The organism is Chitinophagales bacterium, from assembly GCA_041392475.1.
Lineage (GTDB): Bacteria > Bacteroidota > Bacteroidia > Chitinophagales > UBA2359 > JAUHXA01.
Map to the genome: position 1 here is coordinate 1,106,407 of JAWKLZ010000002.1, position 25,571 is coordinate 1,131,977.

At 38.0% G+C, this 25,571-nt stretch carries 22 protein-coding genes and 4 tRNA genes; 7 read left to right on the forward strand and 19 right to left on the reverse strand.

All coding sequences use genetic code 11. The features are described 5' to 3' along the window. Nucleotides 1-213: 213 nt before the first annotated feature. The 16 genes from rplL to R3E32_17910 all read right to left on the reverse strand — a co-directional run bounded on the left by rplL (nt 214) and on the right by R3E32_17910 (nt 10,038). On the reverse strand, nt 214-591 hold the full coding sequence (gene rplL, locus R3E32_17835) for a 50S ribosomal protein L7/L12 (GenBank protein ID MEZ4886597.1): 378 nt from the start codon (nt 589-591) through the stop codon (nt 214-216). 78 nt (nt 592-669) lie between these two features. Next, nucleotides 670-1,200 carry a 50S ribosomal protein L10 gene (gene rplJ / locus R3E32_17840; GenBank protein MEZ4886598.1) on the reverse strand — a complete coding sequence of 177 codons (531 nt, stop codon included), beginning with the start codon at nt 1,198-1,200 and terminating at the stop codon, nt 670-672. Between the two features lie 3 nt (nt 1,201-1,203). Further along, the gene (rplA, locus tag R3E32_17845) at nt 1,204-1,899 is read right to left on the reverse strand and encodes a 50S ribosomal protein L1 (GenBank protein MEZ4886599.1); all 696 of its coding nucleotides are present in this window, start codon (nt 1,897-1,899) and stop codon (nt 1,204-1,206) included. A gap of 106 nt (nt 1,900-2,005) precedes the next feature. After that, on the reverse strand, nt 2,006-2,449 hold the full coding sequence (rplK, locus tag R3E32_17850; protein ID MEZ4886600.1) for a 50S ribosomal protein L11: 444 nt from the start codon (nt 2,447-2,449) through the stop codon (nt 2,006-2,008). Nucleotides 2,450-2,452: 3 nt separating this feature from the next. After that, on the reverse strand, nt 2,453-3,016 hold the full coding sequence (gene nusG / locus R3E32_17855; GenBank protein MEZ4886601.1) for a transcription termination/antitermination protein NusG: 564 nt from the start codon (nt 3,014-3,016) through the stop codon (nt 2,453-2,455). Nucleotides 3,017-3,112: 96 nt separating this feature from the next. Then, nucleotides 3,113-3,334, reverse strand: coding sequence for a preprotein translocase subunit SecE (gene secE / locus R3E32_17860; protein ID MEZ4886602.1), 222 nt, complete (start codon nt 3,332-3,334; stop codon nt 3,113-3,115). A 26-nt stretch (nt 3,335-3,360) separates the two neighbouring features. Continuing rightward, nucleotides 3,361-3,433 (reverse strand) — tRNA-Trp (locus R3E32_17865). A 135-nt stretch (nt 3,434-3,568) separates the two neighbouring features. Then, nucleotides 3,569-4,765 (reverse strand): elongation factor Tu, encoded by a 1,197-nt coding sequence (gene tuf / locus R3E32_17870; protein ID MEZ4886603.1) that lies wholly within the window; start codon nt 4,763-4,765, stop codon nt 3,569-3,571. Nucleotides 4,766-4,833: 68 nt separating this feature from the next. Beyond that, nucleotides 4,834-4,905 (reverse strand) — tRNA-Thr (locus tag R3E32_17875). Nucleotides 4,906-4,928: 23 nt separating this feature from the next. Then, nucleotides 4,929-5,001, reverse strand: a tRNA-Gly gene (locus tag R3E32_17880). Nucleotides 5,002-5,078: 77 nt separating this feature from the next. Further along, nucleotides 5,079-5,160, reverse strand: a tRNA-Tyr gene (locus R3E32_17885). 185 nt (nt 5,161-5,345) lie between these two features. Continuing rightward, complete coding sequence (raiA, locus tag R3E32_17890) at nt 5,346-5,648, reverse strand: ribosome-associated translation inhibitor RaiA (protein ID MEZ4886604.1); 303 nt, start codon at nt 5,646-5,648, stop codon at nt 5,346-5,348. 173 nt (nt 5,649-5,821) lie between these two features. Further along, a complete protein-coding gene (locus R3E32_17895; GenBank protein ID MEZ4886605.1) occupies nt 5,822-6,742 on the reverse strand; it encodes a tyrosine-type recombinase/integrase in 921 nt (306 codons plus the stop codon). Nucleotides 6,743-6,865: 123 nt separating this feature from the next. Continuing rightward, nucleotides 6,866-8,032, reverse strand: a complete 1,167-nt coding sequence (locus tag R3E32_17900) for an acyl-CoA dehydrogenase family protein (GenBank protein MEZ4886606.1) — start codon at nt 8,030-8,032, stop codon at nt 6,866-6,868. 157 nt (nt 8,033-8,189) lie between these two features. Then, nucleotides 8,190-9,461, reverse strand: coding sequence for a helix-hairpin-helix domain-containing protein (locus R3E32_17905; protein ID MEZ4886607.1), 1,272 nt, complete (start codon nt 9,459-9,461; stop codon nt 8,190-8,192). Between the two features lie 10 nt (nt 9,462-9,471). Further along, nucleotides 9,472-10,038, reverse strand: coding sequence for a TlpA family protein disulfide reductase (locus tag R3E32_17910; protein MEZ4886608.1), 567 nt, complete (start codon nt 10,036-10,038; stop codon nt 9,472-9,474). Nucleotides 10,039-10,107: 69 nt separating this feature from the next. Here R3E32_17910 and R3E32_17915 point away from each other — a divergent pair, with 69 nt between their 5' ends. From R3E32_17915 to R3E32_17925, 3 genes are all read left to right on the forward strand, one after another. Further along, entirely contained in the window at nt 10,108-10,875 is a 768-nt protein-coding gene (locus tag R3E32_17915) for an SDR family NAD(P)-dependent oxidoreductase (protein ID MEZ4886609.1), read from the forward strand. A 116-nt stretch (nt 10,876-10,991) separates the two neighbouring features. Continuing rightward, nucleotides 10,992-11,417: a hypothetical protein gene (locus R3E32_17920; protein ID MEZ4886610.1), complete on the forward strand. Its 426-nt coding sequence runs from the start codon at nt 10,992-10,994 to the stop codon at nt 11,415-11,417. 126 nt (nt 11,418-11,543) lie between these two features. Further along, on the forward strand, nt 11,544-15,599 hold the full coding sequence (locus R3E32_17925; protein MEZ4886611.1) for a tetratricopeptide repeat protein: 4,056 nt from the start codon (nt 11,544-11,546) through the stop codon (nt 15,597-15,599). Here the strand turns inward: R3E32_17925 and R3E32_17930 are convergent. Beyond that, nucleotides 15,596-15,763 carry a hypothetical protein gene (locus R3E32_17930; GenBank protein MEZ4886612.1) on the reverse strand — a complete coding sequence of 56 codons (168 nt, stop codon included), beginning with the start codon at nt 15,761-15,763 and terminating at the stop codon, nt 15,596-15,598. The two genes, R3E32_17925 and R3E32_17930, sit on opposite strands and share 4 nt — an antisense overlap. A gap of 85 nt (nt 15,764-15,848) precedes the next feature. Continuing rightward, nucleotides 15,849-16,547 carry an alpha/beta hydrolase gene (locus tag R3E32_17935; protein MEZ4886613.1) on the reverse strand — a complete coding sequence of 233 codons (699 nt, stop codon included), beginning with the start codon at nt 16,545-16,547 and terminating at the stop codon, nt 15,849-15,851. A gap of 311 nt (nt 16,548-16,858) precedes the next feature. Here R3E32_17935 and R3E32_17940 point away from each other — a divergent pair, with 311 nt between their 5' ends. Together R3E32_17940 and R3E32_17945 are read left to right on the forward strand one after the other, a co-directional pair. Next, entirely contained in the window at nt 16,859-19,666 is a 2,808-nt protein-coding gene (locus R3E32_17940) for a carboxypeptidase-like regulatory domain-containing protein (protein MEZ4886614.1), read from the forward strand. Nucleotides 19,667-19,860: 194 nt separating this feature from the next. Then, nucleotides 19,861-21,393 carry a hypothetical protein gene (locus tag R3E32_17945; protein ID MEZ4886615.1) on the forward strand — a complete coding sequence of 511 codons (1,533 nt, stop codon included), beginning with the start codon at nt 19,861-19,863 and terminating at the stop codon, nt 21,391-21,393. A gap of 305 nt (nt 21,394-21,698) precedes the next feature. Here R3E32_17945 and R3E32_17950 read toward each other — a convergent pair whose 3' ends face one another. Continuing rightward, a complete protein-coding gene (locus tag R3E32_17950; protein ID MEZ4886616.1) occupies nt 21,699-23,699 on the reverse strand; it encodes a caspase family protein in 2,001 nt (666 codons plus the stop codon). 432 nt (nt 23,700-24,131) lie between these two features. Between R3E32_17950 and R3E32_17955 the strand changes: the two genes are divergently transcribed. Together R3E32_17955 and R3E32_17960 are read left to right on the forward strand one after the other, a co-directional pair. Beyond that, entirely contained in the window at nt 24,132-25,121 is a 990-nt protein-coding gene (locus R3E32_17955) for a hypothetical protein (protein MEZ4886617.1), read from the forward strand. Between the two features lie 169 nt (nt 25,122-25,290). After that, complete coding sequence (locus R3E32_17960; GenBank protein MEZ4886618.1) at nt 25,291-25,557, forward strand: hypothetical protein; 267 nt, start codon at nt 25,291-25,293, stop codon at nt 25,555-25,557. Nucleotides 25,558-25,571: the final 14 nt, after the last annotated feature.

Consider the following 25,571-nt stretch of genomic DNA (forward strand, 5'->3'; position numbering starts at 1 on the left):
ATAAAACACAAAAAAGGCATAGGGATTATGCACAATAATCCCAATGCCTATCTAAAGAAAATAGAATGAGAAAAGATATATGTCACTTTATCAATAAATTGAAATTTCCTTGTGAGAAAAGTGTGATAATATAACAAATTTGCATGGTTTTTGTTGTGACAAAAACCATGCAAAAATATATCAAGTGATTATTTAATTAAATTAAATAAAACACTACTTAACTTCTACTTCTGCACCAGCTTCTTCTAACTGTGCCTTTAAATCGGCAGCTTCTTCTTTAGAAACTCCTTCTTTAAGCGTTTGAGGTGCGCCATCAACTAAATCTTTGGCTTCTTTTAAACCCAATCCAGTTAGTGTTTTAACTAACTTCACCACGTTCAATTTTTTACCTCCAGCAGATTTAAGTATTACATCAAACTCTGTTTGCTCAGGAGCTGCTTCCCCTTCTCCACCACCACTTGGAGCTGCCATCGCCACTGCTGCTGCGGCAGGCTCAATACCGTATTCAGTTTTTAGAATACCTGCTAGTTCGTTTACTTCCTTCACAGTTAGGTTCACCAACTGCTCAGCAAATGCTTTTAAATCCGCCATTTTATTATATTTTTATGAAATTTCAAAAATTAAGATGATGTGCGTAACAATACAATATATATTAAAAATTGGAAGCTCTTATCCTTCTTTCTCTGAAAGTGTTTCGAGTATGCCCATAAGTTTCTGTCCTCCTGACTGCAATGCACCAATAACATTTTTTGCAGGAGACTGCAAAAGTCCAATAATCTCACCAAGTAACTCATCCTTAGATTTAAGTTTTGAAAGTGCATCTAGAGAATCATCTCCCATGAATATTGAACTATCAATATATGCTCCTTTCAAAATAGGACGTTCAGATGTTTTTCTAAATTCTTGAATAACTTTTGCAGGCAGATTAGAAACATCAGAGAAAAATAAGGCTGTAGGACCCTTCAAAGCATCATACAAACCTTCATATTGTTTTTCATTATCTCCTACTTGCTCCAATGCTTTTCGAATGAGTGTATTTTTAGCTACCTTCATTTCTATACCTCTCTCAAAACACAACCTTCGGAGATTATTTACTTCTTCTACAGATAAAGTTGAAGAATCAGCAACGTAGAAAAATGGTAATTCTTCAAACTTAGCCTTCAACAACTCTATTACTGCTGATTTATTTTTTTTTGTCATGACTTATACACCTTTTATAGATTTTACATCAACTGGAACACCAAGACCCATGGTGCTAGCCATATATATGCTCCTGAAATAAATACCTTTTGCAGTAGAAGGCTTCATTTTTGACAAAGTTTTGAGAACCTCAGAAGCATTTTCAGCCAATTTTTCTGGACTGAAAGAAACCCTTCCTATAGATGAATGAATGATTCCAAACTTATCTACTCTAAAAGATATTTTACCTTTTTTTACTTCTCCTACAGCTTCTCCTACATTCATGGTAATGGTTCCAGTTTTAGGGTTAGGCATTAAGCCTCTAGGCCCTAACACTCGTCCTAACTTACCTACTTTCGCCATTACATTAGGAGTAGCAATAACTACATCAAAATCAGTCCACCCACTTTGAATTTTATCGACATATTCATCTAACCCACAGTAATCTGCACCTGCTTGGTTAGCCTCTTCTTCTTTATCAGGAGAACACAATACTATAACTGTTTTGGATTTACCCGTTCCGTGAGGTAATGTTACTGTTCCTCTTAAAGCTTGATCTGGTTTCCGAGGATCTATTCCCAAACGAACATGAAGATCAATAGAAGAGTCAAATTTTGTAGTAGATACCTCTCTTACTAAGCTAGCCGCCTCTTGAATAGTATATAACTTATCATTTTCCAGCTTATCAAGAATCTGCTTTCTTTTTTTTGTGAGTTTCACGTCTAACTTTGATTATATAAATAATTATTAATTGTCTTTTTTAACCATTTTGACATACAATAAATGCATTGTCTTACTGGTTTTAATTCCTTAGGTTATTGTCTAATTAAGCTTCCCAAGGAGGAGTACCTTCGATTGTAATTCCCATACTCCTAGCTGTTCCTGCTACCATTTTCATAGCAGATTCAACTTTAAAAGCATTCAAATCAGGCATCTTAGTTTCTGCAATTTGCTTTACTTGATCCCAACTAACCTTACCGACCTTGTTTCTATTAGATTGAGCAGATCCGCTCTTTAGTCCTGCCGCCTCCAATAATAATATTGGAGCAGGTGGAGTCTTTACAATAAAATCAAAGGATTTATCTTTATAAACACTAATCACCACAGGCACAATCTGTCCCATCAAATCTTTTGTTCTAGCATTGAATGCTTTACAGAACATCATGATGTTAACCCCCTTAGAACCAAGTGCTGGTCCTACTGGAGGTGCGGGGTTAGCTTGTCCTCCTTTTATTTGTAATTTTATGAAAGTCTCTACTTGCTTTGCCATTATCTAAGATTGTTTTTCTACCTGACCAAAATTAAGTTCTACAGGCGTTCTTCTACCAAAAATTTTAACTATAACCTTCAACTTCTTTTTATCATCATATATCTCTTCAATCGCACCATTGAATCCATTGAAGGGTCCATCAATAATTTTAACAGTCTCTCCGACCAAGAAAGGTTCGTTCAACCTTTCACCTGCTTCCTGCATTTCATCTACTTTACCTAGAATCTTATTTACTTCTGATTTTCTAAGTGGAACAGGGTTTTCCTTTCCTAAAAAATGTATCACCCCATTCATACTTCTTACCGATTGTATAACATCTGAATTCAATTTAAATTCATCTGCCTCAAGAAGCATATATCCTGGATAAAAATTTCGTTCTGTAATTATTTTTTTGCCATTTCTAATCTGGTACACTTTTTCGGTAGGTACGAGCACTTGAATAATAACATCTTCCCATCCTGAGCGAATTATTTCGGCATCCAAATGCATTTTTATTTTGCGCTCTTTACCGCTAATAACTCTCAGCACATACCACTTTTTGTTACCTTTATTTTCCTCTGTGCTCATTATTTTGAAAGATGTTTGAAAAATTAGATTGGCGTTATAAGAATACAAAATATAAACAAAAGACAAATTCCCAACTATCCTTTGCCGATAGCAAAATTATCTGAAAATCTGATAAATGTAGTAAAGGATTCCATGGAAAAAGTTATTTTCAGGTTGAGCTCCAAAAATAAAGTCCATAAAAAATATCATGAATGCTACAATGAGCGAAGATATCAATACTACCATACTACTACTTTGCAATTCTTCCCAACTAGGCCATGTCACTTTATATAGTAACTCGTTAGCTGTTTCTTTAAAGTATGCTCTAACTTTTTCCATCAGAAAAGTAAATTTTGAAATAAAAGCACGGGCGGAAGGGCTCGAACCCTCGGCCTACGGTTTTGGAGACCGCCGCTCTACCAACTGAGCTACGCCCGTATCAGAAAAAATTTGGTAGTGCATAATAATAATGAAGCTACTTATTAGAAAGTACTTTCATTATTTATTATACACTACCAAGAAAAATATAACTTCATGAATGAAACAGCATAAAGCTATACCAATCAATATTATTTAATCAATGATTTCTGTTACCTGACCCGCACCTACAGTTCTACCACCTTCACGGATAGCGAAACGCAAGTTTAGTTCCATTGCAATAGGATAAATCAATTCTACTGTAATCGTGACATTATCACCAGGCATAACCATTTCTACACCTTCAGGAAGTGAGATTGAACCTGTTACATCCGTTGTTCTGAAGTAAAATTGAGGACGATAGTTGTTAAAAAATGGGGTATGACGCCCTCCCTCCTCTTTACTAAGCACATAAATTTCTGCTTTGAACTTAGTATGTGGTTTAACGCTACCAGGTTTGGCAATTACCATTCCTCTTTTTAACAGCTTCTTATCTATACCTCGCAACAGTAAGCCTGCATTATCACCAGCCTCACCTCTATCCAAAATTTTTCTAAACATCTCCACACCTGTACAAACAGTAGTCATAGGCTTAGTGTCTTTTGAAACCAAACCAACGATTTCAAGGGCATCTTGTGTATTTACCACACCTCTTTCAATTCTACCTGTTGCAACAGTTCCACGACCAGTGATAGAAAACACATCTTCGATAGGCATCAAGAATGGCAAATCAACTGCTCTTGGAGGTAAAGGTATATATTCGTCCACGGCAGCCATTAAAGCATTGATAGAGTCAATACCCTTAGCATCATCATTGAGTGCTGCTAAAGCAGATCCTTGAATAATTGGTGTTTCATCGCCATCAAATTGATAAAAATCTAATAACTCTCTTAATTCCATTTCTACCAATTCCAACAATTCTTCATCATCCACCAAATCCACTTTGTTCATAAACACAACAATCTTAGGCACTCCTACCTGACGTGCCAACAAGATGTGTTCACGGGTTTGAGGCATAGGACCGTCAGTAGCTGCACATACGAGAATAGCCCCGTCCATTTGAGCAGCACCTGTCACCATGTTTTTCACGTAGTCAGCGTGACCAGGACAATCAACGTGTGCGTAATGTCTATTCGCTGTTTGATACTCTACGTGAGCTGTATTAATTGTAATACCTCTCTCTTTTTCCTCAGGAGCCGCATCGATTGAATCATAATCTTTCACTTCAGCCAACCCTTGTGATGCCAGAACTTTAGTAATTGCAGCTGTTAAGGTAGTTTTTCCATGATCGACGTGTCCAATCGTACCAATATTTACGTGTGGCTTGCTACGGTCGAATTTTTCTTTAGCCATTTTTGATTCTCTTTTTTAAGAATTTTAAACCGAATTTATACAAACTTCTAAATATAGCAATTTACAAGAGCCAATGATGGGAATTGAACCCATGACCTCTTCCTTACCAAGGAAGCGCTCTACCCCTGAGCTACATCGGCAATTCAGTAAACTGAACAAAAAGAGCGGGAGACGAGACTCGAACCCGCGACCCTCAGCTTGGAAGGCTGATGCTCTACCAACTGAGCTACTCCCGCCTAATCGAAAAATTGAAATCTAATATTTCTAAAAAAGAATTTAGCTCTTTCAATCTCGAATTGTAAAGTTTTGAATGTGGGGAGAGCAGGATTCGAACCTACGTAGGCGTAGCCAACAGATTTACAGTCTGCCCCGTTTGACCGCTTCGGTATCCCCCCATTTGATGCCAAATAAAGTCAATGGGTTTTTTGCTTGCACAAAAAATCTCATTGACTTTATTTTCAGGTTATTAAGAATGCTTTTTAAAAGAACTGCTTTTATTTTATACCCTTTCTCTCGAAAAGGTGTGCAAAGATACAGAAACTTGAGCAAAAAAAACAAGTTTTATAAAAAAAACTTTCTCTTATTGTCCCCGCAGTTTTTCCTTATACCGTTTCAACTGCCTAGTGACGGACTCGATAGATAAATCTGCTGCCGTTTCAAATAATTTACTTCTTTCACTTGCGACTAATTGCATACGAGGTAAGTTTACCTTGATACGCACAACCTTATCTTTAATTTGACTACTTTTATTATCTAGAGTCAAATATACTTCTACATCTATAATCTGGTCATAAAAATGTTCTAATTTTGCAGTTTTCTTCTCAATAAACTCTATTAACTGCTCACTAGCTGTAAACTGAATTGCCTGAATGTGTATTCTCATAGGAATGTTTTTTATGAAAACTTCTGAAACGATTCATACTTTCCAAAACTATTTGATGATTGAATAAGTTCCAATATCAAAAAATATTGGAAAAAATGTACTTCTACCTTACAAGAAGTTTTCTAGTTAATTAAATAGGAAGATACATTGTTTGTGTTATTAAAATTATTTGACTATTCTCCTCGTGGATGCGCCATTTGATAGGCTCGTTTGAGTTTCTCAATCGAATTGTGTGTATAAATTTGTGTTGCTGCTAAACTTGAATGTCCTAATAATTCTTTTACCGCATACAAATCTGCCCCATTGTTCAGCAAATTTGTCGCAAATGAATGTCGCAACACGTGCGGACTTTTATGGGTATTAGTAACGATTGAAGACAAGTATTTGTTAACAAGATTGTAAACAAATTTAGGATAGAGTGCTTTACCTTTATCCGTGAGTAGAAGGATATTTTCTTGGCAATCAGGAAATTCTTTGATTCTGATTTGGAGATATTTTTGAAGCAAAGATTTGATTTCTTTACCAATTGGAAGCAAACGCTCTTTATTTCCTTTACCCAACACTTTTAACTGTTGATTGGGAAAATCTATTGCAGAAATGGTTAATCCAATTAATTCCGCTCTCCTCATACCTGTACCATATAATAGTTCAATAATTATATGATCTCTAATTTGATTAAATTCTGTAGCCTTACTTATCTTATTAAACAAGGATTGCATTTTTTCGTCTTCAACAAAGGAAGGGAGTCGGTGCGGAATTTTGGGGATTTGCACCCCTATACAGGGATTGCATTCTATGTATTCTTTTCTTTCCAAAAAATTATACATACTACTGACAGAACGCAGTTTACGGGTAATGCTGCTTGCTTTATAAGATTGATTAATCAGGGAAATAACCCAATATCTAATTTGTTTGTGTTGAACTTGAGTTAAATCTTCAATAGAATATTCTATTGTGAGAAAAGCGATAAATTGTTCAATATCTTTCTTATATGCTGTGAGGGTCAAAGAAGAACAACGTTTTTCGTATTCGAGATATTTTAGAAAATGGCTTTTGTGCATAAATGGGTATTTAGGATATTCTAAATTAAACAATAATTAGCATAATCACAACATTTTTTAAGTTGACATATCTCTTAATAAAAGGAAAAGCTAACTATATTCATATAATAGATTAATATTCAAACTCTTAATCTATTTTAAATTTTCATATCCCAACTACTTTAAAATCTCTCTCGAAATAACAATTTTCTGGATTTCAGAAGTTCCTTCTCCGATTGTACACAATTTTGAATCACGATAGAATTTTTCTACTGGAAACTCTTTTGTGTAACCATAACCTCCATAGATTTGGACTGCATCAGTAGCTACTTGAACCGCTACTTCCGAAGCATAGTACTTTGCCATTGCAGATTCAAGAGTTACTTTTTCATGTCTATTTTTCAGGTCGGCTGCTTGCATAATCAACAGTGCTGATGCTTCAATTTTGGTGGCCATATCTGCCAATTTGAAGGCAATGGCTTGAAAATTGGAAATCGGTTGCCCAAATTGATGCCGTTCTTTTGCATATTTTTTTGAAGCAAGGTAAGCTCCTTCTGCAATGCCTAATGACAAGGCCGCAATCGAAATTCGTCCACCATCCAATATCTTCATAGCTTGAACAAAGCCCTCACCTTCTTGACCTAACATACAGCTTTTATGGACTCTACAGTTGTCAAATATCACCTCTGCTGTTTCAGATGCCCTCATCCCCAACTTATTTTCTTTTTTTCCTCCAGATACGCCTGGAGTTGTTTTCTCAACAGCAAATGCGGTCATTCCATGTTTGTCTCCTACTTCACCTGTACGAACTATCACTACAATAATATCCGATGATTTTCCATGGGTTATCCAACATTTTGTACCGTTCAACACCCAATAATCACCATCCTTTACCGCAGTAGTTTTCATGCGAGCGGCATCAGAACCAGTATTAGGTTCAGTCAACCCCCAAGATCCTATCCATTCGGCAGTTGCTAACTTCGGCAACCATTTTTGTTTTTGCTCCTCATTGCCAAAAGTAAATATATGATTGGTACACAAAGAATTATGAGCAGCAACAGACAATCCAATAGATCCACAAACTTTCGAAACTTCTCGAATAACCGTTACATACTCAAAGTAACCCAAACCTGCCCCTCCGTATTCCTCCGGCACCAAGACTCCCATCATTCCCAACTCCCCCATACTTTTGAAAAGTTGAACAGGGAACTCTTGCGACTCGTCCCATTCCATTACATAAGGTCGAATATGTTTTTCACTAAAGTCGCGCACCATTGCTGCTATCATCTCCTGATTTTCGGATGGCGCAAAGTCTATCGAAGGTTGTTCTAATACTTCTTGCATATACATTCTATAATTGCTATATATTATTCAAATTCTGGACTATATAGTTCCACTGTTTCACATTGAAGAAACACAATTGGTAGTTGAGTAGTTTTGGAAATTGAATCGAAACTATATCATTTTATACAATTACAAACCAAATTCGTTCAATTTTGAATTAACGAACACTTAGATAAGGAGATAGTTTTTTGAACAAGGCATTATCCACCCCTGCAATATTCTGAATTTCATCAACTGATTGGAAATCACCTTTTTTTGTTCTTTTTTTAACAATATTGCTTGCCAATTTTTCGTCAATATAAGGATGCCGTTTCAGTGTAAACTCATCTGCAGTATTGATATTGATAGTAGTTATCTTTTCGGGAGAATTATTTGTCAAAAATCCCATTATCTCTACATACAAAATGGCATCCAATCCATATACTTCCTTCAATTGATCAGGATTCGTAAAACCACCCAACAAATCCCTATACTTCACAATTCGGCTGCTGAAAGAATTGCCAATTCCTTTTATTTTCTTCCAATCTTCAGCCGTTGCAGTATTGATATCAACAAGAACAGGCTCTTTCTCCTCAAATTGTTGGAAAGTCTTAGGACGTTCCTTTTTCTCGATACTTTCGTCCTTATTTGGTGCAATATCAGACGCTTGTTTTGCTTCAATTGTAATCAAATCCTCCAATCTTTCATAGTCATCTTCTGTAAAGCCATAGACCTTCTTAATATCCTCCTTTTCTCTAAAAACCATCCCTTTCTTCACAAAACCCACCAATGCTTTTGCAGCTTGGTGCGACAATCCCAATTGCCTGCCTTGTTCATAGCTTAATTTATTGGGATCAAAAGGAAATAATTTTACTTCAAACGTTTCTTTTGGATTATCAGATGGATTTTGATTATCCCATTTCTTCTCTTTTTTACCTTCAAAACCTTTACTGGATTCACCATCTCCTCTATCATTCACTTCTTCTTCAAAAATGGCAAAAGGAGCCAACCGCTTATAATCTTCGTCCGAAAAATCGTAAATCTTCTTCAAATCCTCCTTTTTCTTGAATCTTCCGCCCGCTTTTAGAAAGTTGGTTATCCGCAAGGCGATTTTATGACTCAATCCAAGTGTACGCCCCTGCTCATAAGTCAACTCATTAGGGTTAAAATCAAAAGAAGCTTTGGGGTATTCCTTTTCAGAAAAATGATTGCCATCTCCTTCCCATTCTCTCTTGCTACTATATTCACTATCATCTGATTGTGCCGCTACGGCAGCTTTAAACATGGCTATATCTGCCTGAAAATCCGAAAAATCTGTTGGCTCAGAATGAACAACATAAGGATAAGTATAGGGCAATAGCAACATAACCAAAATCAAGGACAACAATACCAACAAACCATTGCGTTCTCGTTTGGAAAAGGTAAAATAATCTTTGAGAAATTTTTTCATGGTCATTTTATTATTTACGCACTGCCTTCAATGCCTGTTCTACAACTTCCTTCAAATTCTCATATTCAAAAGAGCGTTCATAAAAGGCTTTGTAATTGGAGGGAGGATGTGAGAACAAGGTAGCAGGAATCGAACCCGTCCATTCTTCACTTACCTTGTCTATCCAACTGTTGGGATTACGTTCGTTCAACAGCCACACATCTTCACTCAAATCACGCTTAATCATGAAAGGCAATAACTTGGTAGAAAGCATATCTATAAAATCCAAGCTCACAAAAATGAGTTTTACCTTTTGATCAGCAAACTCATCGTGAACCTGCTCAAAATAAGGCATTTCCTTCACACAAGGCATACACCAAGTTGCCCAAAAATTGTAGATATACAAGGTATCATCAGTTGTTTTGATTCGTTCTTGAAATTCGGCAAAGTCCATCACCTCTGGCACTTTCATCGGTTTCTTTTTTCCAACCATCTCCGTTTTAGCATCTTCAGTTTTTGCAGATGTGGAATTATCGGGAGGAGTACAACCGTTCAATAGAGAAATACTGAAAAGTACACTAATGAGTAATCGTTTCATTCAATTTTATTTTTAATTTCAACAAAAATAAATAACCTTTGGTAAAACAAATCAATAACAAGCATAAATATGAATCAACGAAAGATTATTTTTATAACGGGAGCAACCGCAGGTATTGGAGAAGCAACTGCTCTACTTTTTGCCCAAAATGGTTGGGACTTAATCCTGACAGGACGGCGAAAGGAGCGTTTAGACAGTGTTGCACAAAAAATTGAAGCAACTTATGGCGTAAACGTTTTACCCTTGACTTTTGATGTGCGTGACAATACCGCTGTGCAGGATACTATTACAAATCTACCAAAAAAATGGCGCACTATTGATGTACTAGTCAACAATGCAGGTTTGGCAATGGGCAAAAGCAGTTTTGAAGAAGCAAACATTGAAGATTGGGAAATCATGATTGACACAAACATTAAGGGGCTTTTATACGTTAGTAGATTGATTAGTCCGATGATGATTCAAAACGGAAAAGGACACATCATCAACCTTAGTTCTACGGCAGGTTCACAGGTGTATGCAGGAGGGCATGTTTATTGTGCCACAAAACATGCTGTTGAAGCATTAAGTCAAGCAATGAGAATAGATTTATTGAAGCATGGTATCAAAGTAACCTCTATTCAACCAGGAATGGTCGAAACCGAGTTTTCAGTCGTGCGTTTCAAAGGAAATAAAGAACAAGCAGACGACGTCTACAAAAACTTAACACCCTTGGTAGCGGAAGACGTAGCAGAAACCATTTACTTCGCAGCAACTCGACCTGCCCATGTGAATATCAACGAAATCATGCTAACTTGCACCGCACAAGCCAACTCGTTTTACGTTCACAGAAAGCATTAATATTTTTTTTTCAAAAAAAAACAATTTATCTTTAAACTAAGAATCAAACTCAACATCTAAAAACGTAGATCATCAATACTAAACAAAAATTCAATTAACTTAAAAATCATAATACAATGAAAAAGATTTTGTCCATTTTAAGCGTATTTGCCATACTCTTTTCTACAAATATTTTCGCTCAAGATCAAGCATCTTCAACTGAAAAAGTATTTTTGCCTGGTAAAGTGAAAGTTTACAATGCTGCTGACTTCCAAATCAATCCTGAACAAGTTGCTCAAGAATTGACCAACATCATGACTACACAGCTATCCTTGAATGAACAGCAAAAACAAACTATTTACCAAATCAACTTGGAAACAGCTCAGGAAAGACTGACATTCAACAACCTACAAGATAATGACACCAATGCTTTTATAAGCGCAGTAATGGGTGTTTACCAAAATCGCAATGCTTCTATTGAAAGTGTACTGACGACCAAACAAAAATTGGACTTCAAACAAATGAAAGAAAGCATGATGTCGAGAAAAGTAGATGCTCAGTAAAGTACGATTTTAAACATATATTGAAAGGCTTTAACAGTTTTGAACTGTTAAAGCCTTTTTTCGTTTAATAAAAGAGTGTATTTTTAGCTTCTTCACTTCAAAATTTTTCATTTTTTCAACCTTAACATGCAGCCATTTATACCTCACTTCATTCAAGAACAGTATATCGCTCGTCACTTCAATGGTAGCATTGAAGGCTGTGTATTATTTGTCGACATATCAGGATTTACTCCTATGACCCAACAGCTCATGGACAAAGGACAAAAAGAAGGAGCAGAAATATTGTCCAATATCTTGAACTCCATTTTTGAAGTGATGGTCAAAGAAATCTACCATGCACAGGGTTTTATCACCCACTTTGCAGGAGATGCCTTCACCGCCATTTTTCCGATTCAAAAACCCAATACTCCAAAAAACACTGCCATTGCAGCCCTTCAATGCGCCCAAACTATTCAAGATTTTTTTCGAGAACATGGCAAACAATACTCCAAATATGGCCATTTTGATTTGCAGGTAAAAATCGGACTCTCTTACGGACAAACAGATTGGGGCATCGTAGGTGACGAATATATCATGGGGGTTCAGGCTTGCAAATTTTACTTCCGAGGCATTGCAATTAATCAAGCAACCTATGCCGAACAAAAGGCAAATAAAGGGGAAACCATACTGAGTCAAAATTTTAAGGCAACATTGAAGAAAACGCCTCTCATCGGTAGCTTTATTGAAGCCGATATTTTTCGTTTTGAAGGATTTGAAGGATTTGAAGGTCATAACAACACGATATTTTCTAAATCTCACCCACCCCAATTACCCGACATCAACAGCGATATTCTCGACCGATTCATTCCGAGTGAAATCATAACTTTTCGTGAGAAAGGAGAGTTCCGCAACATTATTTCCGTTTTTATTTCCTTCAAAAATATTCACACACATCAAGAACTCAACACCTTTGCTTCCATTGTGTTGAAGCACATCATTCGCTACAAAGGCGACCTCAAAGAAATTGACTTTGGGGATAAAGGAGCCTTAATGATAGGATTTTTTGGTGCACCAGTTGCCTACGAAAATGACCTTGCAAGAGCATTGCATTTTGTGGAAGAAGTCAAAAATGAAGTCAAGGAATGGGAAATTTTGAATAAGCTGCAATTTCGCATGGGCATCACCACAGGAAAAGTCTATGCGGGAATCATTGGTGGAAAATACCGATGTGAATATACTTGTTTGGGTGACATCGTGAACATGGCCGCTCGTATCACCATGCAAGCCCAATGGCAAGAAATTTGGGTTCAAGAAAACATTGCCGCACACCCCAATTTTACCTTTCGAAAAAAGGGTGTATTTTCCTACAAAGGATTTAACACCCCAATTGCAACCTACGAATATCTTGGAAGTGCCGAAAACAAAACTGTTCAACAAAACAATATGCCCATCATTGGACAGGGGGATACGTTGAAGTTACTGAGCAACCGAATTGCACCTATTTTTGAAAGGAAACCTAGTGGAATTACCTATATTTTTGGAGAAGCAGGAATCGGAAAAACCCGCTTGGCCTATGCTTTGAAGGAAAAAACATTTTCAACTACACAATGGATACACATCACAGCCGACCCCATTCTTCAAAAGCCTTTTCAGCCGTTCAAAGATATGCTTGCAGCACATTTTAGATTTCCAAAATCACAAAATCCATCAGCAAAAAAAGACCATTTTGATACCGCCATTCAGTCTTTAGTACTCCAACTCAACCAAAACATTGCATCTTTAGAGCTTCAAAATCAACCACACGAACCCTTATTTTACACACTCAATGATGCCAAAAGTGAATTATTGAGAACCAAATCTATTCTCGCATCACAAATTGGAATCACCTATTCAGAAGAAAACCTAATGCAGCAATTGGACGCAAAGGGTAGATACGAAAATACCATTTTAGCCATTCAAAATTTTCTCAAAGTCTTATCATTGCTTCAACCATTGGTGATACACTTAGAAGACAGTCAATGGCTGGATAATGATTCCATTGCTTTACTACAAAAACTGGTCAACAATTTGGAAAGTTACCCTATCGCCCTATTGAGTACAGCTCGCTACAAAGACGATGGAAGTCAGGCACTTTTACCCTTCAAAAACTTGTCAAATCACATTATAGAATTGACCTATTTGCAGCCCAAACAAGTGAAAGCCTTAGCCGAAACACAGTTGAACCAACACAACAACAATGGTTGGATTCCTTTGAGTAAGCCACTTTTGAAAGTATTGGTAGAACGCTCCAAAGGCAATCCTTTTTTTGTAGAACAGTTACTGCGGTTTTTTGGCGAAAACCAATGGCTGCAAAACCGTACTGGAACTTGGCAACTTACCCAACAGGTTGACAGTGTTCCAGATAGCATTCAAGCATTGCTGATGGCACGCATTGACCGCCTTTCCAAACAGGTAAAAGAAGTGACAAAAGTAGCTGCTGTTTTGGGGCGAGAGTTTGACATTCAGTTATTATCAGCCATACTTCATCGCAACGTTTTGGCAGAAACCAAAGTTGCCGAAACCGAACAAATATGGCATTTGTTACAAGGAGTAAAAGGCATTTTTAGGCATACCTTGTTGAGAGACATGGCGTATGATATGCAATTGAAGGAACGTTTACGGCAATTACATCAATTGGCAGCAGTGGCAATGGAAGGGCTTTACTCTAAGAATCATGAAGAAAAATATGCCGATATTGCTTTTCACTATGAAAAAGCCGAAACCACTATCAAATCCATTGAGTACCTCGAAAAAGCAGGTATGTACGCCCAAGAAAATTTTCAGAACCAACAGGCTTTAGACCTTTTTGAGCGTTTGTTGAAACAACTTCAAAATCTGAAAGACCCCGATTTGACATGGAAAATACTCTTGAAAAAAGCGGCGGTTCTTCGGACAATTGGCAAATGGGATGCCGCCCAAGAAGTCTATGAAGATGCAATGGAACTGGCAAGAATGTTCAAAAATGAAGCCTATATAATCGAAATTCAATTCAATCTTGCCCGAATTTTCAGTTTGCAGGGAAAGTATCAAACCTCATTGAATCTTTACCAACAAATCCTAACTGCCTATAAATCCACCAACAACAAAACACAGATTGCCAATACTATAGGCTATATGGGCGTGGTGCATATCAATCTTTCGGAGTATGAGAAAGCGGCCAAATGTTTTCAACAGCAAATTAGCTTGGCAAGTGAATTGGGCGATGAAAAAAACCATGCAACGGCTTTGGGAAACCTCGGCAGTCTTTTCAATCAAATTGGCAATCATGAAGCGGCAATGGACTGTTATCGAAAAAGCTACGAACTATTTGAAAAAATAGGCTCCCCACAAAATGCGGCCATGAATCTCGCCAATATGGGAACGATTGCCACGGTTAAGGATGATTATGATTCGGCAATGGATTACTACCAAAAAAGCCTCAAAAGATTCGAAAAAACTGGCTATCAACATGGAATAGCTTACACGATTGTTAACATCGGATATACATTTATGCAAAAAGGTTTGTACAATGAAGCTTTTTCCTATTATGAGAAAAGTTTGCGCCTATCTTTACAAATGAAAGACCGCCGATTGCAGGCTTTTGCAGAAGGAAATATAGGAATGGTGCATTACCATAAAAACAATTGCGAACTGGCCTTGCCCTATTTAGACAAAGCTATTGAAGGACATCACCACATTGGCTTCAAATATTCTCTAGCAGAATGGTACTGGGCAAAAGCATTGTGTTTGTATGAGTTGATGACATATTCACGGGCGTTGGATTGGGTGAAACAGTCTATAGATATCAGCCGAGAGATTACAAGAACGGACATGTTGTTTAAAGCACAATTATTGAAGGGAAAAATACACTTCAAAATGGGTGAACAAATCACTGCAACGGCACAATTGCAGACTCTGCTGGACAATAGTGAGGAAGAGGAAGAAAAGGCTTTTATTCATTTTGAACTTTGGCAAATGTATGAACAACAAGTTCTTCAACAAAAAAAGGCTTCCAAAGCAAGGAACACTTCGGAAGCCTCTAATCTAACCCACAAAGAAAAAAGTATGCTGTCAATAATGGCAGAAAACCACCATCAAAAAGCCCTACATTTGTTTCAGCAGTTGTTTGCAATCAAAGCCAAACAAGAATTTGAAGGAAAAATAAACCTGCTGAAAGCGTCCTAATTTGGGCGTTTTTCTTTGGAGTCTTTGATTTTTTGCGATTCTTTAGCCAATGCTTGGACATTGAGCATATCGCCAATGAGCAAAGGTTGATAATGCTCACTTTTGAGGGAATTTGGAGAAGGATAAAAATTATTGTTCAAAGAATTGAAAGAAGAGGTTATCATGAATTTTAAGGTTTGGTTTATGCTGACTAAGATACAATAATTTTGCGGATTTTGCAATAGTAAAAACGCAAAAATTGGTGCATTTCTAATTTTTTAGAAAATCCTCAATAACTGCTGCCAGTCTATCAGGTCGTGGACTAAAAATATCGTGGTCATTTTCCTCCAATATTTCAAGTCGCAAATCAGGCACTAGTTTTTGCATATAAGGGATGGCTTCGCTTGGAAAAAGACTGCCTTCTTTTCCTCCTTTCACCAACATCACTGGGCAGGTAATCTGCTCAAAATCACCAGCGGCCTCCGTATATTCTCCTTCATTCACCAATCCATCTATGGCAATTTCTGAAATGGCTCTATCTGCATGTTTTCGTACCATTACAGCCCAATTCTCATTGAATGGGGGGAAATAAGGTGCGTAATCACCCATAATTAGCCCTTTCACCTTGTCCTGTATAGTCGCAGCTACCCTGACTCCAACAGTACTCCCTATGGAGTAACCAAATAAATAACAATTGTTTATGTTCAGCTCACGCATTACTGCCAAAACATCGGAGGCATGGTCGTCCAATGTATAACCCGATTTTGGAGAATCACTTTTGCCTCGTCCTCTGAGACTTACAATGATATGATGGTGCAATAATTTTCCATATAGAGCCTCCTCAATTTCTTCGGCAGAATTAGTCGCACCGGGAATGATGATTAAGGGAATATTGTTTTCTTGACGGTTGAACTCAATGCAGTGGATTTTGGCATTTGTATTGTCGATAAAGTGTTCTTGTTTTGTCATGATTAAGAAGTTATTATAATTTTAGATGAGCTTTGTATTTCAGCACATTAACAGAGATGTGAAAAGAAAAGTTCCTTTTAGATACAATCCTTTCACAACCTTCAAGTCCTTTTCTCCACTTTCTTCAAACATCGAAAATTATGTAGGTTTTAGCATAGTGTAACTTTACGATAACTTAATGTAAGCTTAACCTTCATATCATAGCTTTTCTCTTACTTTGCACGTCTAATAAGCTGAATTACAATGACGATTTTTTTCTATCAATTGTAATAAGTTTATTTTGAATTATTTATTGAAATAAAATCATAAACATGAATTTTCACAAAAGGCTTTTAGTCCTTTTAATAGCCCTATTTTTCAGTGCTAATTGTTTTGCTCAAAAAGCTCATATTTCAGGAAAAGTAACCGAAAAAACGGCAGCGAACGAAGAAGCAGTTCCATTTGCAACGGTTTCTATTGCAGGAACAACATTGGGTAGCACTACTGACTTTGACGGTGCTTATTCCATTGAAGTTGATGCAGGCACACACCGAGTTGTTTTTAGTTTTGTAGGATTCAAACCCGACACTCTGAATATTACTGTTGCAGAAGGACAAAACCTCACTCTCAATCACGCTTTATCCCAAGAAAATATTCAAATCGAAACTGTGACAGTGAAAGAGAAGGCAAACCGAGAAAGTCAAACGATGAATTTGATTGACCGAAAAAATGCCACGGCTTTGACCCAAAACATTGGTGCAAAAGAGTTGAGTAAAAAAGGGGTGTCGAATGTAGTTGAAGGATTGAAAAAAGTAGCAGGTATTTCAGTTATCGGCAACAAGTATTTTTTGGTGCGAGGCATGGACGACCGATACAACAATGCGCTACTCAATGGACTACCGATTGCTTCCCCTGACCCTGATAAAAAGGTGATTCCTCTCGATATTTTCCCCACCGATATTGTCGAAAACCTTTCCATCTTCAAATCGTATTCACCTCAGTATTATGGAGACGTAGCTGGAGGAACAGTTGCCATCAAAACCAAAGAATATCCGAGTACAAAAACATTGAAGTTGGGCATTGGCGCAGGCTTCAATTCGGTGACAACAGGTAAAAACTTCTTGAGTTCGCCAAGTATTAGTGGCAGTTACTTGGGATTTAGCAAAGATGGACGACAAGCCCCTGCTTCAATTAGCGATATTGCTTCTTATGACAGCCGCAGAGATGGATTATCATTTGACAACAGCAGCAATGGCGTTTACAAAAAAGCCCCAGTAAGCAACAGTTTTGACTTGCTTTTTGGCAATTTCTTCTCCACTGGCAATGATTCTGGCTTGGGTGTTTTGTTGTCCGTAGCCTATGACAATGACTACAGCATCAAAGAAGGAATGTATCGTTTGGTGAACCGACAAGGAGACATTCGCATTGACTATGACTATATCAACTACAGTTTTTCGACCAATACTTCTGCATTGGCGAGCATGACCTATAAGTTCAACGACCGCCACAAAATCACCCTCAATGGGATTTTGGTGAACAGTTCTTCAGATAATTCAAGAGATGCCTATGGCAATCACTTCGATTATTCAAGTCCACTGTTTAGCCGCCGATTTACCTACAATCAAAACACCTTATTGACAGGTCAATTGGGAGGAACACATGATTTATTGAAGGGCAACCGTTTGAAATTGAATTGGTCACAAACCTACAATGTTGCCAAATCAGAAGAACCCGATAGACGACAATTTGTGTTTTTGGATACCGACAACAAAGGGCGAATCTTTAATGACATTGACGTAAACGAAAATCACCGATTTTACAGCAATTTAGAAGAAACTGAAATGGCGAGTAAAGTTGAAGCAGTGTATGATGTAATTCAATACGAAGGAACAGACAAAGCAAAATTGCAGGTGACATTGGGTGGAAACCTAAAATCAAAAGAAAGGGATTTTGACTACCGCCAATTCAACTACAACCTCAAAAACTTTGATCAAGGAGGTTTGGATGTAGATGCGGTTGATACGTACTTAAGTCAATCCAATCACAGTGATGGTGCTTTCTATCTTGACGAAAGAGATGACCCCGCTTCTGCCAATACTTCAAAACTGGATGTTTGGGCAGCCTACTTTTTGGGTGATTACGATTTGATTCCCAATCGCTTGAAGTTGTTGGCGGGTGCACGTTACGAAAGTGCAGAACAGAGCATTGAGTTTAAAAACCAGCAGCAGCCGAGCATCACCGAAAAACCAACCTTGAACGAAGCATACCTTTTGCCTTCTTTGAGCTTCAAATTTACACCAAGCGAAAAGCAAGTTTGGTGGCTTACTGCAAGTCAAACGATTTCACGCCCTGGCTTCAAAGAATTGGCTCCGTTTGAGTATGTAGAATTTTTTGCAGGAGAGCGTACAATTGGTAATCCACTTTTGCAGAACGGCAAAAACTACAATTTCGACTTGAGATATGAGTTGTATCCGACTCGTGGCGAATTGGTTTCGATTTCTGCTTTTGGGAAATACCTTCAAGACCCAATTGAACGCCTCAACATTGCCGCTTCAAGTGGTCGTTTGCAGTCTTTCACCAACATCGAAAGTGCAACTTTGGCGGGTGTTGAATTGGAGTTGAGCAAAAAACTGAACTTTTTGAGCAGCGAAGATTTTACCAATACTTGGACGGCTGGTTTAAATGCTACTTACTTGTATTCTCAAATCAAGATTAATGAAGCCAACAAACTCTTATTGCCTCAAGGTGAAGTAAGTGTGGTGGTGACAAATCCTGACCGAGCATTGCAGGGCGCATCTCCTTACTTGGTCAATTTTGACTTGAGTTACCAAAAACGCAGCGAAAAGTGGAATACAAATGCTACGCTTGTTTACAATGTATTCGGCAAACGTATTCACTCAGTGGGTGTAAAAGCTCCAAATTCAGATGGCGGTTTGGGTGATATTTATGAATTGCCTGTTCACCGATTGGATTTAATCGTGAAAAATGAACTCAATAAAAACATTGGGATTGACCTCAGTGTGAAAAACTTATTGAATCCAAGTACCCGATTGCAGCAAGATACAGATGCGGGTACAATTGAATTGGACAATTACAAAACAGGCATTTCGGCAGGCATCAAATTGTCATACAATTTTTAGAACAGATAAACATAAGTTATCGAACACCGTTTATACCAAGTGTTCGATAACTTATTTTATAACACAAAGTTTATATTCTCTTAACATTGAAAGTTTATTTTTGTGTGTCTTCATAAACATCACAAGACATTCACTCTCTAATATTTAGAATTACATTTTATTATTTTATTATCATAATTAAATTTTTAATTACAATGTTTACAAATAACAACTTTGTAACCAAATGGTCAGGTGTATTCTTGTTTCTCGCATTTTTGGCAGTGGGTTTCTCTGCCTGTACGAAAGAAGACGATACGCCAAGTACTAAAATTTCCGTTGCCTGTGGAGGCGATGTGACAAGTGCTACAAACAATGTCACGATTGCGATTCCCACCGTTTCGGGTGCTTCTGGTAATTTTACGATTACCAATGATGTAACCAATAGTAGTGATGCAAGTGGCGTATATGACAACGGTACCACAACAGTAACGTACACTGTAACAGACGATACTACTGGCGAAACTGCTACTTGTAGTTTTGATGTAACGATTGACAATGGCTTGACTATCACAGATGAAACTATCAATGGAACTTCTTTCCGCAAAGTAGTCGGTACATTGGCTGGCAATTTCACCATGACTGCCGATCAAAACTGGTTGATTTCTGGGGGTATTTTTGTTGACAATGGCGCAACTTTAAATATTGAAGCAGGTACAACTGTGTATGCTGCTGACGATGGCACTACTCCTTTTATTGCCATTCAAAGAGGTGGTAAAATCATGGCACAAGGCACAAAAACAGCTCCTATTGTATTGACTTCTATCAAAGACTTAAGCGGGATTGCTAGCCCTGGTGATTGGGGTGGTCTTATCGTAAATGGCTACGCTACTGTAAACATCGGTGAAGGTGTTGGTGAAGGTGGTACAGGTACGTATGGCTGTGACAACACCAACTGCAATGATGCGGATAACTCTGGTGTGATTCGCTATGTACGTGTAGAATATGCGGGTAAAATTTTGGGTACTGACAATGAATTGAACGGATTTTCCTTCAATGGTGTGGGTAGTGGTACAACCGTAGAGTATGTTCAAGCCTACAAAGGTTCTGATGATGGTTTTGAATTTTTTGGTGGTACAGTGAATGTAAAATATGCTGTTTCTTCAGGAAGTGAAGACGATTCTTTCGATTGGACATTCGGTTGGACAGGAAAAGGTCAGTTTTGGGTAGCCCATCAATTTGGTGTAGCTGGTGATAGAGGTCTTGAAGCAGACAATAATGGTGATGACAATGTTGCTTCTCCTTACTCCAACCCAACATTGTCGAATGTGACTCTTGTTGGTTTTGATGATGGTGATGCTTCAAACACAGGTATGCGTTTGCGTGAAGGTACAAAAGGTAAAATCTACAATGCGATTGTAACAGGTTTCCCTAAATACGGTATTCGTGTATCGAACTCTGATAAAGATGCAGCAAGTACTGTCACTACTGACAACATGACAAATGGTTCATTGGTGGTCAAAAATTCTGTTTTGGCAGGCAATGGCACACCTTGGAAAGATGCTCCTGTTTTTGAAAACGATGCAACCAATACTGTTTTGGCAGGTATGGGTGGCTTGGTTGGCTATGTAGGAACAATTTCTGAAAACGCTAAAGATCCTGGCACTTTAGATTCTTGGTTTTCACCTGGTTCTTTTATTGGAGCGGTGAGAAGCACAGAAGATTGGACTGCGGGGTGGACAAGACAATAATAAGATACAAATCACTTCTTCAACTTGGTTGAGAGAAGAAAAAAAGTACTTTCACTAACCCCAAAATAAATGCGAGTTGCCTTTGATTAGGTGGCTCGCATTTTTTTTATTTCGTTAAGCTTTGAACAAGAAGGTTTAATGAAAAAGAAGCTTGTATTGTGTGAAAATTTGGATTTCGCTATTACTCAACAAAGTCAAGTGTACTTCCTTTCAATTGTGAGTTCTTGTTCAAAGCTACAAAATAAGGATTCACCATCTTCAATTCCGTTTCAGGGTGTAGATGGCTTTAGGTTTATTCCTTTTTGTCAAATTGGAGTATCATTTTCTTCTTGATAATCAGGATTGGGCATCTTCAACTCAATTAGTTGAGTAGTCCAGTCGCTTGTAGAATCTGGCCGTTTTAGTTTTCTTGTAGGAGGAACACCTCTTGTATCTTCACCTCCTCTTGTCCTTCGAGTAGAAGGCATAGGCAGTTCATCTTGCCTCAATATTTGAACCTCAAAAGTGTGGGTGCTGATAATGAGTTGTAGATAATGCGTTTCGGCTTTCCAGTTGTAGTGCTGAATAAAAGCAGATTGGGTATCAGGTATATGTTGACCGCCAACTGCAAAAACCGATTGACCAGCAGGCAATTCCACAACCCCTCCCTCCAAAAATTCAGGCTCTATGCTGAAATCCTGCGCCAAATAGACCAAAGCACAGTAATAATCCCTGTTTGTATTGTTTTGAAGGCGAATACGAATTTCTGCCATACGGTCATTGGTCCCATTCTCTCTTCCCGTGTAATCAATTTGCACCTTGCCATCTTTTACCTCTAAACTTTCTTCTGAACCATCTGCTTGTTTGCTAAAAATCTCTACTTCAAAAGGCGGATTTGGTTGAATATTGCTGTGTGGATTCTCCAAATTTTTGATAGCAGTCCATCGGGCAATGTATTTCAAATAACTGAGTAGCTGTTCTATAGCCGTTTCATCGTATCCTTCAATGTTGGCGGTAATCGGTAAATCATTGAAGGGAAGGCGAATGGCAAAACTATGGTTGCACACATTCACAAAATAATCTGCAAAGTGAGGTTCGTCCACCCATTGCAGAAAAGAAAAATCGTTGTCAGCCGCATGGACATATTCCTTCAATGCTGCAATAACCGTTTCCTCTCCCATACAATAGACATTCAAAGGATTGGCAATCAAACCTGTGACTTTGACCTTGTAGGTGAACAATTCATCCAATTGCATTGTTTCTGAAAAACTGAGTTTGGTATAATCCAACTGCACATCGTGAATTTGAGCCTGTTCGATGGCTTTTTCCTCCACATTCAACAGTTCGATTTTAAGGTGTGGATTGCTTGCCGAAATACCATTGATAGCTCCCTTACCCAATATCCAACTGTACTCATGCACGTTGTAAACAATTGAATCATACTCTTTTTGATGCTGGGTAATGCCTCCCAAAAAAGACTGAAAAGCAAGACCATTTCCGAGTTCATTTCCTTTGGTGTATAGTTGAGGCGTTTGTTTGTAACTGCCCTGAATCTTCAATCGCAACACACTTATCAACTCTTGGTAGCTGATGTCGCCCTTCGTTTGGCGCAACAAAGCCACCAAACCGCTCGTGAAAATCCCCTTCGTTTCTCCGTTACCCCTCACCTCATAGGCAGACTGTTTGTTTTCGCAAGCCGCCAACTGAATGTGATTGCCCTGCGGCAAGACTTCTCCCAAAGCTGCGGCATTTCGGACAGATTCCTCCGAGGTGGTTTCTGCAAAAAGAAAGTCTTCCCATTCTCTGCTGCCAATATCGGCTGCCCGCCTAAAGCTACGAGCAGTGAGTTTGTCCCTTGTGTTGGTGCCTGAATTGCAACAATCAAAAATGGTGATGATTTGTGCCTTGGTTTTTTGGTAGAGTTGGTGAATCATGTAGCGCAGTTCTTTGTCTGCCAAAAAACTACTGGGCTGACTGACCCGACTTTCATGACACACCAAGACTTCCAATTTGTTGTCTTCTTCATGTAGTCTGAAAGCAGGGTGAGCGTCTTCTTGTGCGCCGTGTCCCGAGAAGTAAAAAAGGCAGATGTCGTTTTCGGTGGCTTGACCCAAATGTTCGTTGAAGCGTTGGACAATGTTTTCTTTGGTGGCATTTTCATTGTGTAGTTCTTCAACGCACAATTTGCGGTTTTGTGCTTCTGCAGCTTCGGTGAGGTAGCCTTGTAGGTTGTTGGCATCGTTGATGCAGCCGTTTAGTCCTCTGATGTAGGCGTAGTTGTTGATGGCGACAAATAGGGCATAGATGGAGATGGTTTGGTTTGGCATTTGTTTGACTGTTTTTTTAATGAGTTTTTAAGTGTTTATTTAATTTTCTTGCCATTGTTGAAAGCTCCTGAAAAACAACAATCTAAAACCAATAGCAGATGTTTACAAGACAAAGTCTCAAGGGCTGCATAGAGTTCATTCATGGAGATGAATGCTTGCGCTATCTCGTTTTCATCTGCATCGGCAGGGAGTAAATATCCCTGTGGTAAATCTTCTTCATTGTCAATTGCCACACCATACCCTGCAATAGTAGAAGAAGACTCTATCGTTTTCTCCTACTATTGCAGGTAGTTCACCCAACAAGGTTCTCAATTCATGGACTTTGGCATTTGGGTAGATTGAAGTTTTCTGATTGTAACGTTTTGCTGTGATAATAAAAAAGCCACTGAAAAAGCTTATGTTTAAAGTACGAACCAAACAAGTGCAAATTCAATGGCATCTCAAATTAACAAAAATTGTACGATTGTATTACCGATTTTGGAAAATAAATACGATTCATTTTTAAACGACCCAAAAATAGCTCGCCAAATAATTAGCGAAATATGGGCAACAAGCCCCGAGTTATTTCCTGCACAAATGACTAAAGGTTATGTGCTTAACGGCAAAACTCGGCCGTCGAAAAAAATGAATATCCAAATGCGAAAAATAAAAGTAGCGGGACAAAATTATCAAATACGCCCAAGTTTCATTCTGCCTTATTGCAGAGCGAAGACGTATATAGCTTCTAAAGGCTTGTTCTTAAAGCGGTTCGGTGTTCCTTTCTGGGCATTGGCATTTGCTTTTGGATACAATGCGATGTGGTGGTACCGCCTCTATAATTGTTTTAGTGATTATAGCATTGTAGGCACAACCATCCATGACCCAGAAAAATTACCTTCCGATATTTTAGCAGATGAACACCATGTAAAAATACAAGGTAAAAAAGCTTATGTGGCTACAACTGTGGGACAAAACTGTTTTTTAGGTATGGAAGTTTCTTCTGGCGCAGATGCGGATTCTTTGGAAGAAGCTTATGGTGTATTCAAACAAGAAGCAGAGGATGTGTCATCTGACTACCAACCTAATACAGTAAATACAGATGGGTGGACAGCTACACAGAACGCATGGCAAAAACTCTATCCAAATATTCAAGTCATTGAATGTTTCTTACACGCCTTTCTAAAAATTAGAGACAGAGCTACAAAAAAGATTCAAGACTATTTCAATACAGCAGCAGATAAGGTGTGGGAGGCTTATCGAACTACTTCAAAAAGACAATTCGCACAACATATAAGAAGGCTTCGGGAATGGACAGCTAAGAATGTGCCTTCCTGCCCCATGAAAGATAATATTCTTAAACTCTGTAAAAAGAAAAACAAGTGGTTAGCACATTTTGACTTTCCCAAAGCACACAAAACCTCCAACATGATAGATAGTGCTTGAACGATAAGGCACAAATATTTGATATTGATTAAAATAAAGAGCTTTTTTTGCTTGAATTTTATAGTAGAAATTATTATCTTAGCAATTGCAATATTTGTATAATGTTAATTACGAATCAAATGATGATTTGTCTGTCTATGAGATTCGTGTAAAAAAGTATTACTATCTGATGCGTAAAGAATTTGAAGCACAATTACAATTGGATTCGATTCCTATTGGAGAGGTAGAAATAGATATGCGAAGCCGTCATGAGCTACCTCAACTATTAGCAGGATTACAGCATATTTTCACGAATGAAGCACTTCGAACAGCCGTTCTGAAAGTTTTATCTGAGGCTATTTTGTCAGAAAAAAAAAGCGACGGGTCGTTTGGGAATGAGTTTATGGGAATTATTTGTTTTGGGTTGTTGCCGTCTAAATTTAAATATAGATTATGATAATCTACATGATT